We start from the raw sequence: 23,593 nt of genomic DNA, 5'->3' as shown, positions 1-23,593 counted from the left end.
TCAGAGGGCTTTGAGAAGGGGCGGCGCTCAGACGTGGTAGATTCTAATACGCTGCGAAGGGAATGACCTCGGTAACGTTCACCCGGAAACGGCCTGAGGCGGTCCATTGACCGGCATCCATCCAAAACAGGGGAAACTCAGCCAGGCTGATAAAGCCTTCGACGGCCTTGGGGCGGTTCCGTTCACTGCCCCGGAGTATAGTCCGGATTGCAGAGCGGGCGGCATCTTCCAGAGCGGCCTGTTTGATGGTAACCCAGGCGGAAACTTCCACCGACCCGCCGAGGGGGCCGTGCCCTATGGCCTGGACGCTTCTGGTAGTCCCGGTTTTCCAGGTACGCAGCCGGCGTTGCTGGATCTCGTTTGGCCGGAAATCAGCCCACACATAGAAACGCTGATCCCGCATCTCCGCATCGGTGGCGAAAAGCCCGGGGTCCCCCCAGGGGATGGTTCCCAGAGGCTTAAGTTCCAGTTCTTCGTCTATGTCCCGGACACGTTCCCCTATGTCGTAATGAAAGGACCAGCCGTATACCATGTCAGAAAAAAACAGGGACGCTTCCTCAAGGGCCCGGCGCCGTAAAGTCTGAAGATCCGGCGGATTAGGATCGTTTATAAACTGGCCGGGCATAGGTTCCAGTTCCACCCAGACCTGTCCCCGGAGCACCTCCTGGGCGGGAAGTATCGCCGTTAGAGCCAGAGATATAATCAGGATACAAACTAATGCACGGGACATACTTCAATTATCGGGGCTTGGTTATTTTTATTAATATGCGCCGCTCTTGAAACAGGATAAAAATCGTTCTAATATACCAGAAATGAACTGGAATATTAAAAACCGCCCCCTTACCGTCAGATATTGTTTTGGCCAATTTCATCTCCTCTGGTTCTTTATGGCCCTCCTTACCTTGTCCTGCGCGGGGAACTTCGTTGCAAGTAGTGCGTCCGCACCGGCGCCCCCATGGGCGCAGACAGGTGGCGTCCGGCAGATCTACCCCGACGAGCAGTACATAGCCCAGCGGGGAAACGGTGAAACCAGACAAAAGGCGGAACTCAACGCCCTTGCCGAAATCGCCTTTTACTTTAACTCGGGAATTACTACGGCCCTGTCTTCCCGGGAGTCCGACACAAAAAAGGATGGGCTGAATACGTATGACTCCCAGATCTCTTCTGAAACGGTAGTAGAGAGCCAGATGAAGCTGGTAGCGGTGCGCTATGCGGACGAGCCCTTCTACAACAAAGCCACAAAGGAATGGTCCACCATCGCGTTTATCGCACGGGATGAAGCCTGGGGGATCTACGAACCCACCGCGAAGAAAGCTTCAGATTCTTTTTTAAAGCTCTTCAGCTCGGCGGAAACGGAAAGCGATCCCTTCTCCAGGGCGCTGCGTTACGATGCTGCCCGGGCATATACCCGGACGCCTGAGTTTAGCTCAGCCCGGGATTTCTCCATGGTCCTCCACCCCTCAAAGGCGGATGCGCTTTTCGCCGAAACAAACAGAGCCCTCTCTGCGCTTCCGGAAAAATCCTACAGCGCCCGGCAAAACGCTCCGGTGTACATCGACTGTCCCATGGATGTGGACGGGCTGCTCCGTTCCGCTGCGGTAAATGCCTTGAAAACCGCCGGGTTTCCCACGGAAACAAACCGGAACCGTGCCGCCGCTGTCTGCGCAATCTCCGTAGAAGAGGGGAAGCCGGCTGTAAGCGAAGGAACCGCGTACAAGATCACTCTCACCGCCCAAGTGTCGGGGCAAACCGGCGCTCTCTTTTCTTTTTCCTGCGAAGGTCCCAGAAAGTCAGCGTATAACCCCGAAAAAGCCAGGCAGGATGCGTATCGGGCTTTGGCGGAAATATACGGCGGATCCTTTTCCCAGGCATTCAACAATAAACTTACGGAAGTACGGCCGTAAATCAATATTTTCGAGGTAAAATTATGAAGAAGCTTATCGTTTTGGTGATGGCAGGCGCGTTGATCACCTTGGGTTCCTGCGCGGGGAACTCCGTTGTAAGCGACGGAGATGTCGGTACGGCGCAAGTTACGGCGGCCGCCTCCGGAAGCGATAACGACGAACCGGATAGGAGAGCCCTGTACGCCGGAGACGGCGGTAAGGGTATAAGCCTCGCGATTCTCCCGCCGGAAGGCAAGGGGCTTGCCAAAGACCAGGATTACCTCCCCGCCAAGGTACAGGGCGTCTTCGTAAGGGATATGTCAAACCCCTATTCCGCCATCTCCGTACTGAACCGGCTCGAACTGGAAAGGGTGATCAAAGAAGGTGAAAGCGGTGTGTATACGGAACGTGCGGACTATATCAAGCTGGGCGAAGTTACCCAGACGGACTATGTCATGACCGGGTCCATAACCAAGACCGGTTCCGGCTACACGCTGCAAATGCAGATAGCAGATACCAAAGACGGCATAACCAAGGCGCCGTATACCGGAAACTGTACCTTGTCGGAACTGGAAGACTTCTCCGCGATCAACAAAGCCGCTGCGGAGCTGCTTGATAAGATGGGTGTAAACCTGACCGAGGTGGGGAAGCAAGCCCTCTTTGCGGATGTGGACACCCGGCGAATGGAGGCGCAGACAAACCTTGCCAAGGGCATTGAGGCCATGAAGAAGGGAACCGTGATAGAGGGGCTGTCGCTCTTCATCCAGTCGTCCAGCGCGGACCCGGAATTATCGGAAGCGGCGAGCCGCATGAACATTGTGAGCAGGGACATCAGCAGCGGCAATATCGGTGTAAACGCCCGGAACGAGATCGCCTGGCGCAAGGATTGGACGGCGAGGCTTGATGAGTGCGATCAGTACGTGAAAAATTTTCTCAATAACACGCCCTTGCCATTGAATCTCTTATATTCCACGGAGTTGCGGCATGGCGAGATAAACTGGAACAGGGAAACGCTGCCCATAAGTTTTGATATCAGGCTGTTTCTCGCGACCGGTGAGAACTGGCCGAAACCGGTTACCGGGGTGGTGGACACGGTCTACGAAGGACTTACCGCAACAGGTAAAGCATCCAGCTGGAATCTGAGCTGGCCCAGTTCCTCCTCACCCATCGGTAATGGGGCAGTACGGACCTATGATGTGGCGGTGGAACTGGTGAACGATAAGAAAGAGGTTATCGGAAGGGAGACCGTGCGGCTCAGTGCGGGCTGGGAAACGGGCTTCAGCAATGGGAAGGCTTATGCGCGGAAATCCGAAACCAGTAGAACGGTAACCTTTGGGGCGGTAAACGCCAACAAAATCACCGACGGGCTCAGTATCCGGGTGGCGAGCCTGAACGGATCGAACGCAGAAACGGTGGCAAGGGAAAAGCAAATCTCCATTGCGGACCTGGATGGATACCGGCTTGCCAAATTTGGACGGACCTATCAGATAGGCGATACCATTCCTCTCCGCGGTCTTATCTGTTACGACGGTTTCCAGTCTCCCGATTATTTTGAGGTCGTGCGGTTTCCGGGACAATATTCATGGGACCAGGCGGTTGCGCGACTCAGGGCAACGAAGGTCAATGGCGTTGGGGGATGGCGGATGCCGTCCTTAGAGGAGCTTAACGTAATATCTCGGCTCTCCGAATCGAAAGGAATCTTTTCGGTTGGTATAGACCGTTTTAATAACGAAACCTATTGGCATGAGTTAGCCGAAGCATACGAGAAGTTCGGAGCGGCTTATGCGGCTGACGCGAACGGACCGAGAACGCTTTACGGAACAAACTCGTACTGGTTCTCCGGGGGGTACAAAAATTTCAAAGACAGGAGTGAGGTCGGTTCCACGGACGGCCAACACATATTGTTTGCTGTCCGGGTGATTGGTACAGAGGCGGAAGAACGCAAACTGGCGGAGGAATGGGTGGAACTCCAGCAGTTCATCAACCAGCCGGAATCGTGGTATCAGGGGGCCCATAAAATTGGGGATCGCGGACCGGCGGGCGGTTTTGTTTTTGCCGACCAGGGCGCCAACGCCCCCCGGGGCCGGCGCTTTCTGGAAGCCGCTCCCGGAGAAACGGATTTTGATGCCAGGTGGAACGATGCCGCCAAGAAGTGCGAGGAATTAAACGTCAACGGCATTCGCGGTTGGCGGCTGCCCACGATAGACGAACTCAACTTAATGTACCGCATGGTATTCAGCCCAGGGGCGCCAGTCGCAGAAGCTATGTCCGGCTTCATGAGGCCGGTAATCAGTGGGTTCATCCCCTCTTTCTATACATACTGGTCTTCCTCCCGGACGGTAGTGAACTTTAACCATGGCAGACAATCCAGCGAGAACGTTAGAAACAGAGTCCGCGCTGTCCGGGAGTTTTAGAATGGGGTCGCCGAATTTGTCCTATTTTTTTCCGATCAGGTACTTCCAGGGATTGGCGCCGAAACGAACAAGGAAATAGATCCAACCGAAGGCAAATCCCGCCAGATGGGTCAGATGGGCGACGCCGCTGCGGAAACCGGTTACGGATGAGAACAGCTCCAGGGCGGTAAAGCCCAAAACCATGATAGGCGCCTTGAGAGGCAGGATGCCCCAGAGATAGATCACCGAGTCGGGGAAAAAGGTGGCGTAGGCCAACTGTACCGCAAAGAGGGCCCCGGAAGCGCCCAGGAGGAAGACCCCGTAGGAACCGGTAAACCAGTAGATCACAAAAGACAGAAAGCCCGCCAGAATGCCGGTGCTCAAATAATAGACCAGGAATTCCTTGCTGCCCATACGGCGTTCCACCTGGGCGCCAAAAATGAACAGGGCCAGCATATTGAAAAGGATATGGCTTATCCCGCCATGGGCAAACATATAAGTTACAAACTGCCAGTAAAAACCATGTTGGATCAATATAGGGTTCAAAGCGAGATAAGAGGTGAATCGGGGGTTGATCCGCTGCATAATGTAGACCAGCACATTGATACCGATAATATAGAGCACCACATTGTCATAACGGTAACGGAAAGGCTTGCGGATAAGATTCATATGGTAAACATACGATTCTTATCCGGTCTGGTCAATATGAATATTATTTTTCCGAGAAGGTGATCCGGTTTCTTCCAGCCTGTTTTGAATGATACAAGGCCTTATCCGCCCGATCAATCATGTGTTCGCTGGAGATATCTAACCCATGCTCGTAACAGACCACGCCGCAGGAAATAGTAATCTTCAGAATTTGTTCTTTATATATAATTTCACTTTCCTCAATGGTCTTTCGGATACGTTCGGCAATTTTCAGGGCCATGTTTTTGCCCGGCTGGGAGACAAGGATAACAAATTCCTCCCCGCCGTACCGGGCAGCGACATCCGAACTCCGGATATTATCCAGGAGAATCCGGGCAACATACTTCAAAACCATATCGCCGCAGCTATGCCCGTAGGTATCGTTGACCCGCTTAAAAAAATCAATATCAAACATAAGCAGGCTGAAGTCCTGACTGATCCGTGCGTTTCCCAGCCACTCATTCAGGATAGAAAACAAATAATGTTTCAGTTTGAGCTTGGTCATCATATCCGTGGTGGCCATCTCGAAGAGGCCGGCGTTATTGATGGCGATAGAAGCCAGGGAAGCCACATTAAGGATATACTCCTTTTCATAGCTGTCAAATTCACCCTCTTCTATCCGCTCGCCCATCATGATAATACCGTTTATCTTACCCTGAGCTTGTAAGGGAACCAGCAGGGATGGCTCAAGGTTGGTGACAGGAGCCAGGTCTTCCAGAGAAACATTTTCGTTCCGTATATCATTCAGGGTATAACAGCCATATTTGTTGTTGAACAGCTTTATCAAATCATGGCTTTCAGGAATGGCATAGGTAAGGGCATGATCTATATCAAACCCCGTATAATTACGATGGAGGCTAAATTCATCCGAATCCAGATGCTTGCGGACAAAGAGGCCAACCTTAAGGACCTTGAGCTGGGCCATACAAATAAGCAGAAGGGAATCGATAAGTATGGTAAAATCCAGGGTTGAATTCAGGCTTTTTGATATTTCAAAAAGTTCTTTGAGATCATATATCTGTTTATTCAACTGCTGAGTATCTGATACGCTATCTGTCATCTTGCCTGTCCAAAAGAAGAATTTAGTAATTATAACCCGCTTCCCAAGGACACTGCAAGCTAAATCTCTATAATTACCCGATAATCCTCTATAGTATCGGCATGGATTAGCCGATTCCTAAGGGCCGCGCCGCCGCTTATCCCCTTGGTATAGGCACAAAACTGCTTTCGCATTTCCTTACAGGCGAATCCTTCCCCCATATCCCGGCTTAAGAGGGTCAGTTGGCGAAATGCAGTTTCGAGCCGTTCCCGGGAACTTGGTCCTTGCCATGTTTCATTTGAAAGGAGAGCCTTGGTCGCAGAAAAAATAAAGGGGTTCCCCATGGCCCCCCGGGCGAACATCACTGCGGCGCAACGTGTTTCCCGGAGCATCCTTTCGGCATCTTCCGGGCTAAAGAGGTCTCCGGAACCGGCCACAGGAACCGATAGCCGGGAAGTCAGGTCGCTTATCATGGACCAATCGCTTTTACCGGCATAGCCCTGAGTCCGGGTTCGGGGGTGTAGTCCCACCAGGGCGGCTCCGGATTCGGCGGCGATCCGCCCACACTCTCCGTAATTAAGAGAAGCCGCATCCCAACCGGAACGGAGCTTTACCGTTACCGGAACGCCGCCTAAGGCTTCCTTCGATGCCCTGACCACCGCCTCCACGATACGGCCCAGCCTATCCGGGCTGCGCATCAGTGCGGAACCGGCCCCGGTCTTTACCACCTTTGGTACCGGGCAGCCGCAGTTTATGTCCACCGACTCGGGCCGCCAGGGGGCCAACAGCAGGGCCGCCCGGTACATCACATCGGGCTCCGCGCCAAAGAGCTGTACCGCATACCGGACCTCGTTTTCCGCCCGGGGCAGTAAAATTTCGGTACGCACATGGTTTCGGGCTAGAGCTTCGGAAGAGACCATCTCGGTACAGGTAAAGTCCGCCCCCTGGTCTATGCAAACAGAACGGAAGGCCCGGTCAGAATAACCCGCCACCGGGGCCAGGAAGAGATTACCGGGAATCGTGAGGGTGCCGATAGTGATGGGCTTATACAAACTCATTATAAAAATTTTAACCGCAAAGTCGAAGAAGAAGATTAGGGAATACTGAAAAATTATCCCCTTCCCCCTTTTTCGACTTCTTCGACTTGGCGGTTTTATTCCTCTTCTCTTCTTTTAGCAGTTCCTATTCATTCGGAAGCCCGAAGAAGCGGTTTGAGTTTTCCCAGAGGGTTGCGGCCAGTTCTTCATCGCTTATTTCCAACATGTCCGCAAGGAAGCCGGCGGTCAGGGGAAGATATTTTGGCATATTTCGCTTACCCCGGAAATCTGCCGGAACCATGAAGGGACTCTCGGATTCGATGAGGATACGGTCCAGGGGCAGCACCCCGATGGTTTCGTGGAGGTTCCGGGCGTTCCGGTAGGTCAAATTGCCCGCAAAGGAAAAGTAGAGGTTCTGGTCTAAGGCTTTTTTTGCATACTCAGCGTCTTCTGAGTAGCAGTGGAGGACCCCGCCCTTGGGGGGCAGCCGATCCCGAAGTATGTCCAGCACATCCTTGCCCGCATCCCGGTTATGGATGATCACCGGCAGGTTAAGCTTGGCAGCCAAGTCCAGTTGTGTGATAAAAAGCTCAATCTGAGACTTTTTGTCCCCAAATTTGCGGTAATAATCCAGGCCGATCTCCCCTATGGCCACAACCCGGGGAAGCTGGACATTCTGCTCAATAATCTGAACCCATTCCCTGCCGGGATTCTGGACCTCCGAAGGGGAAACCCCCACGGCATGATACACATTGGAGGCGGATTTAAGGTTATCGTAAACCTTCACAAAATCATGAAGGCTATTACATATCGAGACAAGCCTTGAAACGGCAGCCTGGCGGGCTTCCTGAATAACAATGAGCTGCTCGATAGGGTCCTCACAAATGAGCCCTATATGGGCGTGAGTATCAAAATACTGCATGGCTTAGTCCAAAGAAATGAAATCTGATCTTTCCAAACTGGATATTAACACTATAACACAAAATTTTCGTGTGGTCAATGAAATGCGAAATATAACTCTATTTAAATCAACAATCTAATGGTTTGGTTGAATAATCTGCAGGCTGATGACATATGTCATTCTGAAGAAAAATTTCTTGTAAGCCCCAGCTTTATCTGGCATACTACAGCATGTGGCTTCAATTCAAAGGTGGTACCCATTACCATGGTACGAATTGTTATTATTGACGGTGAAGATTCAGACATAAGCAAAGTAGAAGTAGTTCTATCGGCCCAAAACGACTTTAAAATTGTCGGAAAGGGAAAAGATGGTTATGATGCACTCACCCTCGTAGAAATTTGCAAGCCCGATATCCTCTTGCTGGAGGTTGATTTGCCCGATATTAGCGGGGTAAAGGTGATCTCCCTCCTAAAATGCCGCTTCCCCAAAACATCGATCATCATCTTTACCTATTTGAATGATGATAAATATGCACTAAACGCCATCTGTAGTGGTGTTTCAGGATATCTTTTGAAAAATTCTGACATGGAAAAGCTGGTGGAGATAATACGGGTGGTCAATGAGGGCGGCTGCCTCATATCTCCCCATGTGGCGGCGAAGGTATTCCCCCATGTTTCCCGGCTTGTCCGGAAGGAATACCCGCAACCACTGGAAACGCATTTTCCGGTTAATCTGTCCAAGCAGGAGCTGCTGATCACCAACTATGTAGGCTTGGGGCTGAAAAACCGGGAAATTGCAAAAAAGCTATGTTTAAAAATAGGCACCGTACGGAACCATATTTCCGTGATTCTCCAGAAAACATCCCTCCGGAACCGGACCCAATTGGCGGTCTTTGCCGTAAAAAACGGACTTACAAAGGAATTACCGCACCAGCTCTAATTCAAAGATGAGGAAGCTGTTTCCGGGGATAGCTCCATTTCCGGCGCCCTGCTCTCCGTAGGCAAGTTCCGGCGGGAGCACCACCACCCGTTTTTCGCCCCGCTTCATATCCACCACAGCCTCATCAAAGCCCGGTATGATCTGGCCCGACCCGGTCTTGAATTCCAGGGGGCCGTGGAGATCGGAATTGTCGAAGACCTCGCCGGACAGTAACATCCCCTTGTAGTTTACCGCTACGGTTTTTCCCGATCCGGCCTTGTCACCGGTCCCTTCTTTTTGGACAACATAATAGATTCCCGATGGTGTAACACTGGCGCCGGGGTATTTCTGCTGGATTTGGGCGATATCCGCATCCCGTTGGGCCTTGAGCCGGGTGGCGCCCGCAGCGCCGGCTTCCCGTTGTAGGGCATCAAAGGCTGCCTGGTCTGCCTTGAAAGCGGCTGCGGCCTGTCCGTTCCGGATAATCGTTACCGTCTCGATCCGGTCTCCCTGCTTGATGGCGTTCACCACATTCTGCCCCTGAATAACCCGGCCAAAAATAGTGTGTTTGCCGTCAAGCCAAGGGGTAGCCACGTGGGTAATAAAGAACTGGCTGCCGTTAGTACCCGGTCCTGCATTGGCCATGGAGAGAACCCCCGGCCCATCATGCTTGAGGGAGGAAACGATCTCATCGGGGAAACGGTAACCCGGACCACCGGAGCCGGTACCCTGGGGATCACCGCCCTGGATCATAAAATCCGCGATAACCCGGTGAAAGGTAAGACCATCGTAGAAGGGCTTACCCCCGGCGGCACTCATTTTCCCTTCCGCCAAGGCGACAAAATTACAGACCGTAAGAGGGGCCCTCTGGTATTCCAAACGCAGAACTATGTCCCCCCGGGTGGTACGGATCCGGGCGAAAAGCCCATCTCCCAGGCTAGTATCCCCTCCCCCAACTCCGCGGGAAGCTTCGCTGGAAGTACCGGAACGGGAATCTCCCGAGGGGCCGCAAGCGGCAGTTCCGGCAGCAAAAAATGCCAGCAGGACACTACCAATACTCAATCGTGTTAACATACGCATAAAGTGATTATACCACAAAGCAGGGTTGCGGGGCTAGAGTTTTATCCGGCCCCGGAAGCTGCGGGAAAGGGTTAGCCGGTCGGTGTATTCCAGATCGCCTCCCACGGGCAGCCCCGAGGCGAGGCGTGTTACATCGGCGCCCGTATCCTTGAGCAGTTTCTGCAAATAGAGGGCGGTGGTATCCCCTTCCAGGGTTGGGTTCATGGCCAGGATCACCTCCCGTATCCCCTCTTTCCGAACCCGGCTGAGGAGCCGTCCTATACTGAGATCATCCGGGCCTATTCCTTCAAGGGGAGCTATGAGTCCGCCTAAAACATGGAAGCGTCCGTGAAACTCCCGGGATTCATCGATGACCCGTACATCCTGGGCCCTTTCAACCACACAAATTATAGACGTATCCCTGCCGGAATCCATACAAATGGGGCAGGGATCAGTTTCGGTAAAGGCGCCGCAGACAGAACAATGTTTAATAGCCTGGTGAAGCCCCGCAAGTTCCCTCGCCAGTTCCCGGGCATAGTCGGGGCTGGTTTCCAGAATATGGTAGGCCATACGGCCGGCGCTTTTCTTGCCCACCCCGGGGAGTTTTGCAAGAAGGGTTACCAGCCGGTCAAGGGCGTTAATCATGAGAGCCCCGGAGCTCCGAATCCGGGGAAGCCCGGAGGCATACCTGGGATACCCCCCGCCATGCCCATAAGGGAGCCCATTTCACGGTTCAGAGCTTCCTTTATTTTTTCCGCAGCGCTGGTGAAGGCGGCGGCAACCAGATCCTGGAGCATTTCCATATCCTTCCCGTCCGCCGCTTCCGGCAGTATCCGTACCCCAAGAATTTCCATACGGCCATTCATATCAATCTCCACCATACCGCCGCCGGCGGAACCGGTCACACTAATGCCGCCTAGTTTTTCCTGAAATGATCCCATCTGTTCCTGGATTTTTTGGGCATTTTTTAGAATATCAAAAGGGTTAATTTGCATCTTTTTTCTCCATGCTATTTTTTTTCACCACCGTTCCCCGGAATATCCGCCTAACCAGCTCCGCCTGGGGCGCCAGGTCCGGCTCCTTATCGGCCTCCCCGGTCTTGTCGGGGGCTTCAATCACCTCAAGCATCAGGGGTAAACCCCAGAGATCCCCCAGGATTTGCCGGATAAGGGGATACTCTTTTTTTAGTAATTCCGCCGTCAGAGGATCCCGGACCGGAATAAGAAGTTTCCCGCCAACGGAAGAATCGGCCCATTCCCAGGGCAGGGACTTTTCAATCCCCGAGGCCAAAATCCCCCGGTCCCGGTTTAAGCTCTTGATAAGGGCCTCCCGCAGTTCCGGAAGATCCTTCGGCGTTCCACCGGGTGGGGTTTCCTGGGGCGGTAATACCGGCTTGGCTTGCGCGGGTGTCCCCGCAGCTTCCCGGGCAGCCATGACCCGCTTAAACTCTTCTGTAAAGGCGCCGGGACGGTTAAGATTTAGGGACTTGTCCTTATCTGCGGAGCCTCTTTCAGCCCCGGCCCGGATAAAGGGCCGGCTATCCCTCCCCCGCCGCCTTGTTCGAGAATGTTCCGGGCGCCGACGATGGCAGCCCTGAGTTCCAGGGGAGACACCCACCGGTCCAGCCAACAGAGTTTTGAAAGTACCGTTTCCAGCTCAAACCGGGGTGAAACCGAGTACCGTATATCACGGTAAAGCCCCAGGAGCAGGGACAGGGCTTGTTCAAGCTGGGCCGAATCAAGCTTTTCCCGGACAGGAACAGAAAACCGATCCGGACCGTAGCCCAAAAGCGACTCCCGGGTAACCCCATTCTTCAAGAGCAGCAGACTTCGATAGTACCCTGCCAGATCGATAACGAACTGTTCTATCGCCACCCCGGAATCGAGCAGGCCGTCAAGCAGGGCAAAGGCTCCGGCTGTGTCGTTTGCCGCACAGGTTTCCGCCAGGGCGTTGAGTTTATCCAAGCCCACCAGGCCGAGCTTGTCCCGGATCAGTTGGGAGCGGATATGCCCTTCGGAAAAGGAAGCTACCTGATCAAAAAGGGTATAGGCGTCCCGGAGACTCCCGGTAGATTCCTTGGCAATCCAGAACAGCGCCTCATCCTCAGCCTCTATTCCCATCTTCGTACAGGTTTCCTTGAGGATCTTCTGGATCGTTTCTATAGGGATAAGTCTGAAATTGAACTGCTGGCAGCGGCTCCTGATGGTGGCCGGGACCTTATGGACCTCGGTGGTGGCAAAAATAAAGACGATATACTCCGGCGGCTCCTCAATGGTTTTGAGAAGGGCGTTAAAGGCGCTGTTGGAGAGCATATGGACTTCGTCTATGATGTAGATTTTTTTCTTTCCCCCATGGGGCGGGAATATGACTTCATCCTTAATTTGCCGCACACTGTCTACCGAGTTATTGGAAGCTCCGTCAATCTCGATGATATCCAGGTTTGACCCCTTGGCGATTTCCCGACAACTGGGACATTCCCCGCAGGGGTTCACCGTGGGCCCCTTCTCGCAATTGAGCGACCGCGCGAGTATCCGGGCGGCGCTGGTTTTACCACAGCCCCGGGGGCCGGAAAACAGATAAGCATGGGCGATACGTCCGGTTTCAATAGAGCTTTTAAGGGTGGCGGCAACAAAATCCTGACCGGCTAATTCATCGAAGGTTTTTGGACGCTGCTTGGTGGCGGTAACTTCATAAGCCATGTTGTCAGTATACCCGGAAAAGCGGATTAAAAAAAGCCCCGAAAATCCGCCCCGGTACCCTAGCAAACCAAAACTATCATATCCCGTCACCTTCGGTGAAAAATTCTTTTTGCGGCAGCAAGACCGGAATCCCGTCCTTAATTGACCAAGTACGCCGTGCCTTGGGATTGTAGAGAATCTCCTTTGAATCAATAAAAGTCAAAGGTTCCCCGTCGAAAGGGTCTGCCAATATTTCCAGTAAATTACTGTCAATCGCCATACACAAAATCCTCTCTGCCGTTTTTAGCTTTATTCGGTCCCCAAAAGGTTCAGGGCATCCACAAATGCTACCGCAAAACTGCCCGTGCCCTTTGAATTCTTCTGCGCCAACTCTCCGGCTGCGGCGTATATGACCGATGCAGCCGTCGCCGCTTTAACAGGATCGTTGGTTATCGGCAAGAACGAAGCCATTACGGCCCCCAGGGTACAACCGGTCCCGGTAATCTTCGTCATTATAATATGCCCCCCCGGTACGGCTACCAAAGTTTCCCCATCCGTAATGTAGTCAACTTCACCGCTGACTGCCACCACAGCCTTCGTATCCACCGCCAATTTACGGGCAGCGGCGATGGCGGCGGCCGATGATGCGGTTGAATCAACCCCCTTAGCTCCCCCGATGGCGCCCGAAATCGCAAGTATTTCAGAAGCGTTTCCCCTAATAATGGAGGGCTTATACCCGATCAATTCGGAGCTAATCCTGGTACGGTATTCCAGGGCGCCCGCCGCCACCGGGTCAAGAACCCAGGGTGTTTTGGCCTCATGGGCCGCCGCCGCGGCTTTTAACATTGCCTCTGCATCATGATTGGTAATAGTCCCCACATTGATAAGCAACGCCTGGGCTATTCGGGCAAATTCCCCGGCTTCCTCAACGGCGATTATCATGGCCGGAGATGCGCCAATAGCCAGCAGGACATTGGCGGTAAAGTTTGCCACCACTTGATTTGTAATGTAGTGAGTTAATGGTGACTTTTCCCGTAATTCCCTCAAAAAATTCAGGGTTTCCGCATCAGGCCAACGAACCGTCTTTGTAGCGTTCTGAAAATCAGGCATACAATCCTCCTTTACTGCCTAGATTAAGTTATATGTCAGCGTTTTACCGCGATAACACCAAGTATGCTGGGCACCGCATCCGGGCCCCCTTCAATAATTTTTTCCAAAACAAACCCTGCCCGAAGATAAATATTGATGATTTCTGATATGGGCCGATGCCAACCGCCCACCCGGCGGCGTATCTCGCTGTTATAGTGGGAGGGTTCTAAATATTTGCTGCCCCGATATCCAGGATATTGTACAACAGTACCATCGCTTTGTTGTACCGAAAAACCGCCATAAAAACAAGGATGGGTACCAAGATCGATGTACCGGCCTCCGGATTTTAATATACGATAGATTTCCGCCACCGCCTCTTCAAGGTTATCCCAATCGGTGGTTATAAAGGTCGAATAAGCCAACGAGACCGAGGCGGAACGAATCGGGAGCCGGGTCGCATCGGCTTGGGCTACGGGAAGCCGATTTTTTGCGATCCTCAGCTGATCATAGGCAAAATCAAACCCTAATGGGGTATAGCCCAGTTCCTTGAGCACCTTGGACATAATACCGGTACCACATCCCACATCTACCGCAACCCCACTACCGGAACCGATGAGTCCTGCCAGCAACGCATGGGCGGCGTCATTCAACTTCCCCCGTTTGCCCTGGTCATTCATTACATCATCATACCAGCTGCCAAACCCTTCATAGCGCCCCGGTGTGTAATCTGCCATATCGCAATTGACCCCTATATAGATTCTAATACCTAGAAATTGTATAGGAATTATAATATTATGTCAAGGGATTTTTTAGGGAATATCCATAATATCCCAACTTTCTACCCCGATCGTAATATCCCTTGTCTATAGTCGAATAATATACAAAATTACATTTTTCTTTATCGATTTTACCGTTCTCGTTCAAATAGGCGGTACTACCTTCAATAGATACCACTTCCCCGATAAAGATGGCATAATGGGCCATCTCAACCGTTTCAACCAGTCTGCATCCAATCGACAGGGGCGCTTCCAGAACTGCCGGGGCGGTACGGAGGTTTTTTATCGGCGTCGGGGTAAGTCCGCAGTGCTCAAATTTGTCATGGTCCGCCCCGGAACTCACCCCACACCAGTCATAGAAGAAACATAGGCTGCTATCAACCATATTTATTACAAACTCACCGGATTGTTTTATCTGATGGTACGAAAACCGTTCATCCTTGACGGATATACAGACCGTGGGGGGGTCCGTGGTAAGCTGGGCAGTCCTCGCGATTGCTATGAGGTTATCCTTGTCATAGGGAGGAGTCAGACCCCGGCAGGACACCAAGGCCGAGGGTAGGGGGGATAAAACCTCCGTCCGTATTCCCAATTCTTTTCGTTCACCGTGATCGCCCATATCAACCTTCCATAAATTTTAATACCTATTAAATATATATGATTAATATATATTTAGCAATGGTTTCAGGCGTTTGATCGTATCGGTGCGGCTGGAATGCGTATTAAGTCTTACCAAAAAGCCCCGCAACCAGGGGGGCCACGGCGCAATAAACATCCGCTTGCCGTTGCTTCCTTCCGAACCTGGCGGAGTTGGGCGGCGTCTATTCGCATGGGTCCTGGCTAAGGGGCATGTATAGGGTACTAAATAGGGGCGCTTAGGTCAAGGAATACAGCTCCCTATTCACCGGGCTTTTCTGAACCGCATAGTGTACCGCAATCCCTTTAGGGATCACGGCAAACTATGTGGATCTTACATTTAGAATACTATCTGGTAGCTATGAGCTGCCGCAAATTCTGATCATTCAGCGGAGCAAAGCGGCTGTTCGTATCAAAAACCAAGGTGCCGGTTTTTGTCGCCGGGTCAAAGGGCTTCCACTCCAGGCCAGGCTGGCTCGGATTGCCGGTACGGGCAAAGTTTATCCATGCCTGGGCCATAACATCCTGCATCTTATAAACATCAACCGTTCCGCCGGTGGCCCGCGTGACTTCCCTGAGGTTCACATTGTGAAACACATAGGTCAGTTCCGAGCAATGGAAGGGGGTAACCCCGCCGTTTACGGGAGCCTCGAAGGTGAACAGGTAGTTGTACACCGGGGCAGATCCGGATTGCGCTTTTTCTACCAAGTAGTCCAAAGTGGGCCCACGGCGGCCAATATCATAGAAAAAGGCGTCCTGGGGTTTCTTCTCGGGGAAGAGCGCTGTAAACTCGGCTTTTATAGCGGCAGCATCGCTGCCGAAACGCTTGGCAAGATACTGGTCTGTTTCAGCGGCGGTCCAGGTGTTCTTGTTAATGCCCTGGGCGATGAGGTTCAGGTTGTTATTTGCGGCTTCGCTGAACACGGTGCCCTGAATAAAGGGTATTGACTTGGCAAATTCGGGGTACGTGGCCAAAAGCGTCTCATTGTCAATCGTTACATTCCAGCCGCTGAAGCTTATGCCATATTCCTTGCCGGCTTCACCAAGGGCATATACGCCGGCAGCCAGCAGCGTTTTGTAGTCAATTGTTTTAATCTGGTTGAGGGTGGCTGCGGTAAGCCCGAGTTTTTCTACCGTAAGTTGGCCAATCCGATTGGCCTGTTCCTGGGTTATGGGATTGTAAATGCTGCTATGACCAATGGCTTTTGAAAAAAGACCCGCCGCATCCGGCATGTGCAAAAGGGATTGTACCTTTCGGCATCCGCCGGACTGACCGAAGATGGTTACATTGCCGGGGTCACCGCCAAACTGGGCAACATTGTCCTTGACCCACTGAAGAGCGGCAATCAAGTCATACTGGCCGAGGTTGGTAGTATCTTTGTACCCATCCCCAAATGAAGAAAGGTCTAAATAGCCCAGAACATTGATCCGGTGGTTCACGGTTATTACAACCACATCGCCGAACTTACTCAGGTTTCCACCTTCGTAGGAAACGGCTTCCATGGCGGAACCGTTATTGAAGCTGCCGCCGTGGATAAAGATCATGACCGGTTTCTTCGCGCTGGAAGAAATGGATTGGGTCCATATATTGAGATACTGGCAATCTTCACTCTGGATATAATACCGGTGGGGCCAGACAAATTCGTCATAACCAACCGCAGTCTGTTCCGGAACCATGGGAATAGGTCCGTACACCTGGGCAGGTTTAACTCCCTGCCAAGCCGGTACCGGCCGGGGTTTACCATAGCGCTCGGCCACCGCGTACCGGACACCGGTAAAGGCCAAAGTCCCGTCCCCTTCTACAAATCCCTTGAGCTGTCCGCCGGATACCTTAACAATAGGCATCTCAGGCGGCGCAGTAGGGATGCTTTTCCCCTGCTCTGTCATGCCCGTAGCGAACACAAAGGAACCTACAGCTACAAGAATTACACAGACAATTAACAATTTTTTCTTCATCCTAATCCTCCAAAATAAAATAGCGATATGACGCATACCCCATGGTTTACCGCCCATGGGGTTTTACGTTTAGAACACTATCTAGTACCCATAAGTTCCTGGAGCTTCGAATCGTCAAAAGGAACAAAACGGCTGTTCGTATCAAAGAGCATGGTGCCGGTTCTGGCGATAGGATCGTAGGGCTTCCATTCCAAACCAGGCTGGCTCGGGTTGCCGTTGGTGGCAAAGTTAACCCACGCACGCGCCATAACATCCTGCATTTTATAAACATCAACCGTTCCGCCGGTGGCTTTGGTAATTTCCCTGAGGCCCACATTGTGGAACACATAGATCAGTTCCGAACAGTGGAAGGCGGTTATGCCGCCGTTTGCGGGGGCCTCGAAAACGAACAGGTAGGTGTATACCGGAGCGGTTGCGGTTTTTGCCTTATCTGCCAAGTGATCCTGAGAGGGACGCCGGAAGCGGCCGATATCATAGAAAAAAGCGTCCTGGGGTTTCTTCTCGGGGAAGAGCTTGGTAAATTCAGCCTTGATAGCCGCAGCATCGTTACCAAAGCGCTTGGTAAGGTAGCTGTCTGTTTCCGTAGCAGTCCAAGTATTCTTGTAAATACCCTGGTCGATCAAAGGCAGGTTGTGGTTGGTGATCTCGCTGAACACCGAACCCTGCATAAAGGGCATCGTATTAGCCCAGTCGGGATAATCGTCCCGGACCACATTGTTGTCAGCTACCGCACGCCAGGAAAGGCTTACGTTCAATTCTTTGCCCGCATCTGCCAGGGCGGCTACACCGGCGGCTATGAGAGTGTTGTAATCAATGGTCTTAATCTGGTCGATGGTGGCCTGGGTAAGACCAAGCTTCTGCACCGTAAGCTGACCAACCCGGTCAGCCTGTTGCCTGGTCAGTGTGGTATAGGCGCCGCTGTGTCCAACTGCCCTAACAAAGAGACCCTTTGCCGCGGGCATGTGCATCAGTACCTGCACCTTCTGGGAGCCGCCGGACTGCCCGAAAATGGTCACGTTATTGGGATTCCCACCGAACTGGGAAATATTTTCGTGAACCCACTGGAGGGCTGCCACCAGATCCAACTGACCGAGGTTAGCGGTTTCCTTATAGGAATCACCGAAGCTGGAAAGATCCAGGTACCCCAGGACGTTAAGCCGGTGGTTTACGGTTACTACAACCACATCGCCGAACTTGCTCAGGTTTCCGCCTTCGTAGGCTACCGCTTCAATGGCGGAACCGTTGTTGAACCCGCCGCCATGGATAAAGACCATGACGGGCTTGTTCGCACTGGAAGCAAGCGATTGGGTCCATACATTAAGATACTGACAGTCTTCACTCTCAATATAATACCTGTGGGGCCAGGCAAATTCATCGCCGCCCACAGCGGTCTGTGTCGGAATCTTAGCGTTAGGTCCGTACACCTGGGCGGGTTTAACTCCCTGCCAAGCCGGTACCGGCTGGGGTTTACCATAACGCTCGGCCACCGCATATCGGATACCGGTAAAAGCCAAAGTCCCGTCCCCTTCTACAAATCCCTTGAGTTGACCGCCGGCTACCCGGGCAATCGGCATCTCAGGTGCTGTTGTGGGGAGACTGTTCCCCTGCTGTGTACTGCCGCTGGCGAACACAAAGGAACCCACAGCCGCAAGAATTACACAGACGCTTAACAATTTTTTCTTCATCCTAATCCTCCTATATAAAATGATGTACTATAAAGTAACAGTATAGTATAGACCCTATATTTTTGTATATAAACAAATTTTTTCTCGAACAAAACTATCCGCATCAACTGGGTAAATTTTACGCTATTTGCCACTATACGGGATAATTTCCAGAACCTTTCGCTTAACGCCGTACTGTATCTCAAAAAGGTACACCGGTTTGTCCCGGGGATAGCCCCGGGAATTACTCCAGGTAAACTGTACGCCCTCAAAGTCCCGGATCTCATTGCAGTAGTCCCGGATAAGGATCCGTTCGGCGGCCAGTTTCTTTGGGTCACCGGTGATGCCGGTGGACTCAATGGCGCGTTTGATCATGTAGACCGCATCGTAATAGTTGGTAGAAAGACTGAAGGGTTCAATGCCATTGTACTCCTTCTTAAAGGCTGCCCGGAAGGCGTCCCACCTGGGGCTGCTCAGGTTCGGATCGGTATGATTGTAGATCATGATTCCGTTAATATTAGAACCGCCAATGGTGTACAGGGAGGCATCATCACCGGAGGAAAAAACCAGGAGGGAATTCATTTTGTTCCAGCCCCGGGTCTTTAGTTCGGCAATGATGCTGGGGATCTTTTGGGCGTTGCAGGAAAAGATGATCGAATCGGGATTCTGCGAGAGGGCGTTAACCACCAGGGGGCCAAAGCTTACCGCATCGGCGGGAACATCAACTTGGTTGAGTACCACCGCCCCGGCATCACGTATCCCCTTTTCGTGGGCCTTTGCCATCCCGGCCCATACACTGTAGTTTTCCACAAACTGCACTACCCGCTTGCCCCCGGTATGCTTAAGCCAGCCCGTAACAATGGGGGGGAGGGGATCCTCCGTGGGAGGATACCAACTGATAGCCCAGGGATAGAAATCCGCGACGTACTCATAGGAGGTGGTGGCGGTAAAGGAGTAGATCCCCTCTTCGGCGGCCAGGGGAACCGCCGCCAGGATTACCGGCTCCGGCACAGGGCCCATCACGGCCAGGGCAGTATCAAGGAGCTTGGACATTTCGGTGATACCGTTAGCGCTTTCCATGCCCGTGTCGATCCGCACAATGCGTACCGGCTTCCCCGCAATGCCCCCGGCGGCGTTAATCTCTTCGGCGGCCCGTTCAGCGCCCCACTGGAGATACGCTCCGATACTTGCTATAGGACCGGTAAGCACATTGAGAAAGGGGATCCGCCATTCATCAAGCGCGGCTTTTTGATCACCCACACCGCTCGCATGAACAGCAAAGCTGCAAATGAGAAGTACTGCGCAAAACAAGCAAAACCTTTTATTCACTCTTTTCTCCATGCAGCTCTTTTATTTTTCGGGAGATACGCCTCAAAACTGGCCGGGTTATAATTCCCTCGGGTTTGACCAGTATAATAAAAATCAGCATAAAAGCATAAAATACATTTTTCCAGGGCTGGAGCCCCTCGGGCAGGATCAGGGGAAGCCCCCAGAGAATCGGCGCCGCGAGCAGGGCGCCCCAGGGGGTGGTATGGCCCCCCACAAAAAGTATGGTCATGAAGAGCCCCAAGTTACGGAAGGTGATAAAGAGCGGAGAAATGGAACGGGTCACGTAGAGGTAGAGCACCCCCGCAAGCCCCCCCAATGCACTGGACGCAGTCTGGAGGATCATCCCGGTTTTTTTAACATCGATCCCAAGAGAAAAGGCCAGATCCCGGTCCACGAAGATCACCGATGTTGAACGGCCCAAGGATGATTTTTCAAACCGGTGGATAAGAAAGCCCATTAGAATAACTATTAAATAGATGATCAGCACTAAAAAAATCCGGTTCCCCTGGTTAGAATTGATGATCCGCGGAACGTTGAACATCCCCATGGTCCTCCCCAGGACAGCGGTATTTTCTGCGATGGTCTTGAAAAGATACATGAAGGTGAACCCCACGATTACCACAGCAAAACAGGGAGCGTCCCCAAGACCTAAGGAAACCAGAAAACCGATTAACCCGCTAAGCAGCACTGCGGCAAGCAGCACCGCAGGAAAGGGCCAGTGCAGACCGATGGCGGCGGAAGCTTCCCCCTGGGAGCCGGACACCACCGCCCCGGATAGTATGGCGCCAAAATAAGCGGAGATCACCATGTTGGCCACCGCCAAGAAATGAAGCTGCCCCATGCGATAGGGCAGGTATATGGCCCAACTGGCCAGGAGAAAAATCGCCGTAAAACTCAAATAGTAAAACAAAGGACCTGACAAGATTTCTCCCTACAATTTAGCGCCGAAAATACCCCGGGGCTTAACCAGTACCACCGCCAGCATGATAACAAATACCACGGCGTTGGACCATGAGCCGGAGAAAAAACCCTGGATAATCGCTTCCACTATACCCAGGAGCAGGGCAATAACCAGCCCCCCCGTAAGGTTTCCCATACCGGCGATAATGGACACCCCCAGGACCTTGTGGCTCAAGAGGTCCCCCAGGTCCGGCGAAGCGGAACCTAAAAGCAGAGCCATAAGCATGGCGCTAATACCCCCCAGCAGCCCCGTGAGCATATAGCTTTGGAGAGCGGTTTTAATAACCGGAATCCCCGCCAGTTTAGCGCCGTCGGGGTTTTCGGCGATAGCCCTGAAGGCCCGGCCGGATTTTGTCGAGTAAAGTATCCGGAACAGGACCGCCACCGCGATAAGAGCGGCCGCAAGGGTAAGAACCTGCCCATAACTGACACTGATAAGACCGTACTGCCAGATCGGTTCCCCGGCGCCGGAGATGCGGAGAAAGGAAACGGGGAAACCCTTATTAATACTGTGGGAACAGAATTCGGTGATCAGCATCCCCATACCCATGGAAACAACCATGGTAGCGTTAATGTCCACGGAACCGCGCTTACCCATGACATGCTGGAATATGGGGGCGGAGATCATGTTGATGATAATGGCGGATACAATAGCTGCGGCTGTTCCCGCAATAATACTGCCGGTTATCTGCATGGCAATCCAGGCCATGTACATTGAAAAAACAACCACCACCGGAAAGGAAAAGTGGATTATCATGGCCACCAGGAGAAGGAGATTAAAGCCCGTTACCAAAAGCGCATAAACACTACCCAGGGATATACCGTTGATAATCTGTGCAATCAATACTTCCACACTACACTCCCAAATAAGCTTCACGGATTGCCGGATCATGTAACAGATCCTCCGCCCTGCCTTCCCGAATCACCCTGCCGGTTTCCAGCACATACGCCCGGTGGGCGCATTTGAGAGCACGGTAGACATTCTGCTCCGACAGGAGAATCGAGTAGCCCTCCTTATTCAGCTTAACCAGTATATCAAAAATAGTATTAACAATGATAGGCGCAAGGCCGATGGAGGGTTCATCTACAAGGATCATCCGGGGGGTGGACATAAGGGCCCGGGCAATGGCAAGCATCTGCCGTTCGCCGCCGGAAAGGGTGCCCGCAAGCTGCTTCTGTCGCTCTTCCAGTATAGGAAAAGAGTTGAAAACAAAACTAAGTTTTTTTTCCACCCCCTTTAGTTCATGATGGGCTCCCAGGAGGAGATTATCCATCACAGACATGGAGGCAAATACCCCCCGGCCTTCAGGAACCAGGGTCATGCCGTTACGCACGTTTTTATCCACCGGCGCTCCGGTAATATCGGCGCCTTCAAAAAACACGGTTCCTGAATCGGGCTTGTGGACCCCCAGGATAGTTTCCATCAGCGTGGTTTTACCGGCGCCGTTGGCCCCCGCCAGAACTACTATTTCGCCCTGGCGAACTTCAAGATTAATGTTCCGGAGGGCTTTTATTTGACCGTAGGAAACGGAAAGATCCTTGACTGACAGAATAACTTCACCCTTCTGTTCCAAGGTACGCCTCCATCACCAGGGGATCATTCCTGATAGTCTCCGGCGTACCCTCGGCAATCTTTTCACCAAAGTTTAGTACCGTAACCCACTCCGCCACATCCATGAGCATCTTAATATCGTGGCTCACCACCGCCACGGTGATGCCCATGGCTTTAATCTTTCTAATCAGCTTTACTACTAATTCAGTCTCTTTGGCCGCCAGCCCCGAAACCGGTTCATCCAGCAGGAGCAGTTTCGGCTTGCCGATAATGGCCCGGAGGATCTGCACAAACTGCCGCTCCGCCCATACCAGATCCCCCGCCCAGCGATCCGCCGCGGTCTCCATGCCCACGGACTCCAGCAGTTCCCGTGCCTCCGCTTTCAGGGCCTTCTCTTTTATGGAGGAATTTCCGCTCATAATATTTTCCAACACCGTTAAGGTGGGCGCCAGCTTTGCCGCCTGAAAGGTCCGGCGTATTCCCAGGTTCGCGATTTGGTCGGCCCGCAGCCTAGTAATATCAATAGTATCGAAGGAGATTTTTCCGCCTTCCAGGGGAATAATACCGCTTATGCAGTTGAACAGGGTGGTCTTTCCTGAACCGTTGGGGCCGATGATACCATGGATCCGGCCTTTTTCAATGACAAGACTGAGATCCTTCAAGGCGTGCAGCCCCCCGAAGGACTTGGTTGCCCCTTCTATTTTCAGTATTTTTTCTGCTTCCATGGCTCTATTAGTATACCGGAAAAGAAGGAGTACGTACCCCCGCTCCCCTAAACTTGACCCACAAAATTAGCCGCAAACGGCTTGTTACTACGTATCTATCCCGGCATCCCGAAGTTTCTGCCGAAGCTCCTGATTTTCCCGGTCTTTTTCCTCAAGCGCCAGCCGGGCTTTCTCCGCGCCTTCTTCCAGGCCTCTCTGGTGTGCATTGTACATGCCGGAGTTGTAGTCCATGGCCGCTTTTTCTCGGAACATGGTCCGCGCCCAATGTTCCCGTTCCCGGCTTATCTTCTTTAACGCTCGGTCTGCCTTCA

General features: G+C 52.4%; 24 protein-coding genes, 1 other RNA gene and 1 pseudogene. 3 read left to right on the top strand and 23 right to left on the bottom strand.

Annotation, left to right across the window (positions count from 1 at the left end):
- Nucleotides 1–43: 43 nt before the first annotated feature.
- A complete protein-coding gene (locus LQZ19_RS05625) occupies nucleotides 44–730 on the bottom strand; it encodes a hypothetical protein (protein WP_411046680.1) in 687 nt (228 codons plus the stop codon).
- 82 nt (nucleotides 731–812) lie between these two features.
- On the opposite strand from LQZ19_RS05625, the gene LQZ19_RS05620 reads away from it, so the two are divergent.
- The gene (locus tag LQZ19_RS05620) at nucleotides 813–1,904 is read left to right on the top strand and encodes a hypothetical protein (protein ID WP_411046679.1); all 1,092 of its coding nucleotides are present in this window, start codon (nucleotides 813–815) and stop codon (nucleotides 1,902–1,904) included.
- Between the two features lie 23 nt (nucleotides 1,905–1,927).
- Complete coding sequence (locus tag LQZ19_RS05615; RefSeq protein WP_411046678.1) at nucleotides 1,928–4,297, top strand: Lcl C-terminal domain-containing protein; 2,370 nt, start codon at nucleotides 1,928–1,930, stop codon at nucleotides 4,295–4,297.
- 21 nt (nucleotides 4,298–4,318) lie between these two features.
- On the opposite strand, the gene LQZ19_RS05610 is transcribed toward LQZ19_RS05615, so the two are convergent.
- From LQZ19_RS05610 to LQZ19_RS05595, 4 genes are all read right to left on the bottom strand, one after another.
- Nucleotides 4,319–4,945, bottom strand: a complete 627-nt coding sequence (locus LQZ19_RS05610) for a rhomboid family intramembrane serine protease (protein ID WP_411046677.1) — start codon at nucleotides 4,943–4,945, stop codon at nucleotides 4,319–4,321.
- A gap of 43 nt (nucleotides 4,946–4,988) precedes the next feature.
- Nucleotides 4,989–5,993: a diguanylate cyclase DgcA gene (gene dgcA, locus LQZ19_RS05605; RefSeq protein WP_411046676.1), complete on the bottom strand. Its 1,005-nt coding sequence runs from the start codon at nucleotides 5,991–5,993 to the stop codon at nucleotides 4,989–4,991.
- Between the two features lie 89 nt (nucleotides 5,994–6,082).
- The gene (gene dusB, locus LQZ19_RS05600; protein ID WP_411046675.1) at nucleotides 6,083–7,060 is read right to left on the bottom strand and encodes a tRNA dihydrouridine synthase DusB; all 978 of its coding nucleotides are present in this window, start codon (nucleotides 7,058–7,060) and stop codon (nucleotides 6,083–6,085) included.
- 124 nt (nucleotides 7,061–7,184) lie between these two features.
- A complete protein-coding gene (locus LQZ19_RS05595) occupies nucleotides 7,185–7,961 on the bottom strand; it encodes a TatD family hydrolase (protein WP_411046674.1) in 777 nt (258 codons plus the stop codon).
- Between the two features lie 243 nt (nucleotides 7,962–8,204).
- Here LQZ19_RS05595 and LQZ19_RS05590 point away from each other — a divergent pair, with 243 nt between their 5' ends.
- Nucleotides 8,205–8,879 carry a response regulator gene (locus tag LQZ19_RS05590; RefSeq protein WP_411046673.1) on the top strand — a complete coding sequence of 225 codons (675 nt, stop codon included), beginning with the start codon at nucleotides 8,205–8,207 and terminating at the stop codon, nucleotides 8,877–8,879.
- Here LQZ19_RS05590 and LQZ19_RS05585 read toward each other — a convergent pair.
- The 18 genes and pseudogenes from LQZ19_RS05585 to LQZ19_RS05500 form a co-directional block, all read right to left on the bottom strand.
- Nucleotides 8,862–9,938 carry a peptidylprolyl isomerase gene (locus tag LQZ19_RS05585; RefSeq protein ID WP_411046672.1) on the bottom strand — a complete coding sequence of 359 codons (1,077 nt, stop codon included), beginning with the start codon at nucleotides 9,936–9,938 and terminating at the stop codon, nucleotides 8,862–8,864. The two genes, LQZ19_RS05590 and LQZ19_RS05585, sit on opposite strands and share 18 nt — an antisense overlap.
- A gap of 33 nt (nucleotides 9,939–9,971) precedes the next feature.
- Nucleotides 9,972–10,562 carry a recombination mediator RecR gene (gene recR, locus LQZ19_RS05580; RefSeq protein ID WP_411046671.1) on the bottom strand — a complete coding sequence of 197 codons (591 nt, stop codon included), beginning with the start codon at nucleotides 10,560–10,562 and terminating at the stop codon, nucleotides 9,972–9,974.
- A complete protein-coding gene (locus tag LQZ19_RS05575) occupies nucleotides 10,559–10,912 on the bottom strand; it encodes a YbaB/EbfC family nucleoid-associated protein (RefSeq protein WP_411046670.1) in 354 nt (117 codons plus the stop codon). The genes recR and LQZ19_RS05575 overlap by 4 nt, the downstream gene beginning before the upstream one ends.
- Entirely contained in the window at nucleotides 10,902–11,351 is a 450-nt protein-coding gene (locus LQZ19_RS05570; RefSeq protein WP_411046669.1) for a hypothetical protein, read from the bottom strand. The genes LQZ19_RS05575 and LQZ19_RS05570 overlap by 11 nt, the downstream gene beginning before the upstream one ends.
- A gap of 44 nt (nucleotides 11,352–11,395) precedes the next feature.
- Nucleotides 11,396–12,616, bottom strand: a complete 1,221-nt coding sequence (dnaX, locus tag LQZ19_RS05565) for a DNA polymerase III subunit gamma/tau (RefSeq protein WP_411046668.1) — start codon at nucleotides 12,614–12,616, stop codon at nucleotides 11,396–11,398.
- A 76-nt stretch (nucleotides 12,617–12,692) separates the two neighbouring features.
- Entirely contained in the window at nucleotides 12,693–12,875 is a 183-nt protein-coding gene (locus LQZ19_RS05560; RefSeq protein WP_411046667.1) for a Trm112 family protein, read from the bottom strand.
- Nucleotides 12,876–12,904: 29 nt separating this feature from the next.
- Nucleotides 12,905–13,705 carry a hydroxyethylthiazole kinase gene (gene thiM, locus LQZ19_RS05555; RefSeq protein ID WP_411046666.1) on the bottom strand — a complete coding sequence of 267 codons (801 nt, stop codon included), beginning with the start codon at nucleotides 13,703–13,705 and terminating at the stop codon, nucleotides 12,905–12,907.
- A gap of 35 nt (nucleotides 13,706–13,740) precedes the next feature.
- Entirely contained in the window at nucleotides 13,741–14,418 is a 678-nt protein-coding gene (locus LQZ19_RS05550; protein ID WP_411046665.1) for a class I SAM-dependent methyltransferase, read from the bottom strand.
- A gap of 58 nt (nucleotides 14,419–14,476) precedes the next feature.
- Entirely contained in the window at nucleotides 14,477–15,079 is a 603-nt protein-coding gene (locus tag LQZ19_RS05545; protein ID WP_411046664.1) for a flavin reductase family protein, read from the bottom strand.
- Nucleotides 15,080–15,203: 124 nt separating this feature from the next.
- Nucleotides 15,204–15,302, bottom strand: an RNA gene (gene ffs / locus LQZ19_RS05540) — signal recognition particle sRNA small type.
- A gap of 142 nt (nucleotides 15,303–15,444) precedes the next feature.
- The gene (locus tag LQZ19_RS05535) at nucleotides 15,445–17,052 is read right to left on the bottom strand and encodes a carboxylesterase/lipase family protein (protein WP_411046663.1); all 1,608 of its coding nucleotides are present in this window, start codon (nucleotides 17,050–17,052) and stop codon (nucleotides 15,445–15,447) included.
- A 77-nt stretch (nucleotides 17,053–17,129) separates the two neighbouring features.
- Nucleotides 17,130–18,737, bottom strand: a complete 1,608-nt coding sequence (locus LQZ19_RS05530; RefSeq protein WP_411046662.1) for a carboxylesterase/lipase family protein — start codon at nucleotides 18,735–18,737, stop codon at nucleotides 17,130–17,132.
- Nucleotides 18,738–18,860: 123 nt separating this feature from the next.
- Nucleotides 18,861–19,976 (bottom strand): ABC transporter substrate-binding protein, encoded by a 1,116-nt coding sequence (locus LQZ19_RS05525; RefSeq protein WP_411046661.1) that lies wholly within the window; start codon nucleotides 19,974–19,976, stop codon nucleotides 18,861–18,863.
- Between the two features lie 61 nt (nucleotides 19,977–20,037).
- Complete coding sequence (locus LQZ19_RS05520) at nucleotides 20,038–20,967, bottom strand: branched-chain amino acid ABC transporter permease (RefSeq protein ID WP_411046660.1); 930 nt, start codon at nucleotides 20,965–20,967, stop codon at nucleotides 20,038–20,040.
- A 9-nt stretch (nucleotides 20,968–20,976) separates the two neighbouring features.
- On the bottom strand, nucleotides 20,977–21,858 hold the full coding sequence (locus tag LQZ19_RS05515) for a branched-chain amino acid ABC transporter permease (RefSeq protein ID WP_411046659.1): 882 nt from the start codon (nucleotides 21,856–21,858) through the stop codon (nucleotides 20,977–20,979).
- Between the two features lies 1 nt (nucleotide 21,859).
- Nucleotides 21,860–22,579: an ABC transporter ATP-binding protein gene (locus tag LQZ19_RS05510; RefSeq protein ID WP_411046658.1), complete on the bottom strand. Its 720-nt coding sequence runs from the start codon at nucleotides 22,577–22,579 to the stop codon at nucleotides 21,860–21,862.
- Entirely contained in the window at nucleotides 22,563–23,282 is a 720-nt protein-coding gene (locus LQZ19_RS05505) for an ABC transporter ATP-binding protein (protein ID WP_411046657.1), read from the bottom strand. Before LQZ19_RS05505 ends, LQZ19_RS05510 begins: the two co-directional genes overlap by 17 nt.
- An 87-nt stretch (nucleotides 23,283–23,369) precedes the next feature.
- Nucleotides 23,370–23,593 (bottom strand): annotated as a pseudogene (locus LQZ19_RS05500) (Rpn family recombination-promoting nuclease/putative transposase); the annotation flags it as partial.

The sequence above is a fragment of the Treponema primitia genome (assembly GCF_046533075.1).
GTDB lineage: Bacteria > Spirochaetota > Spirochaetia > Treponematales > Breznakiellaceae > Termitinema > Termitinema primitia_B.
Note: the sequence above shows the minus strand (reverse complement) of the source record. Positions and strands in the feature narration are given on the sequence as shown.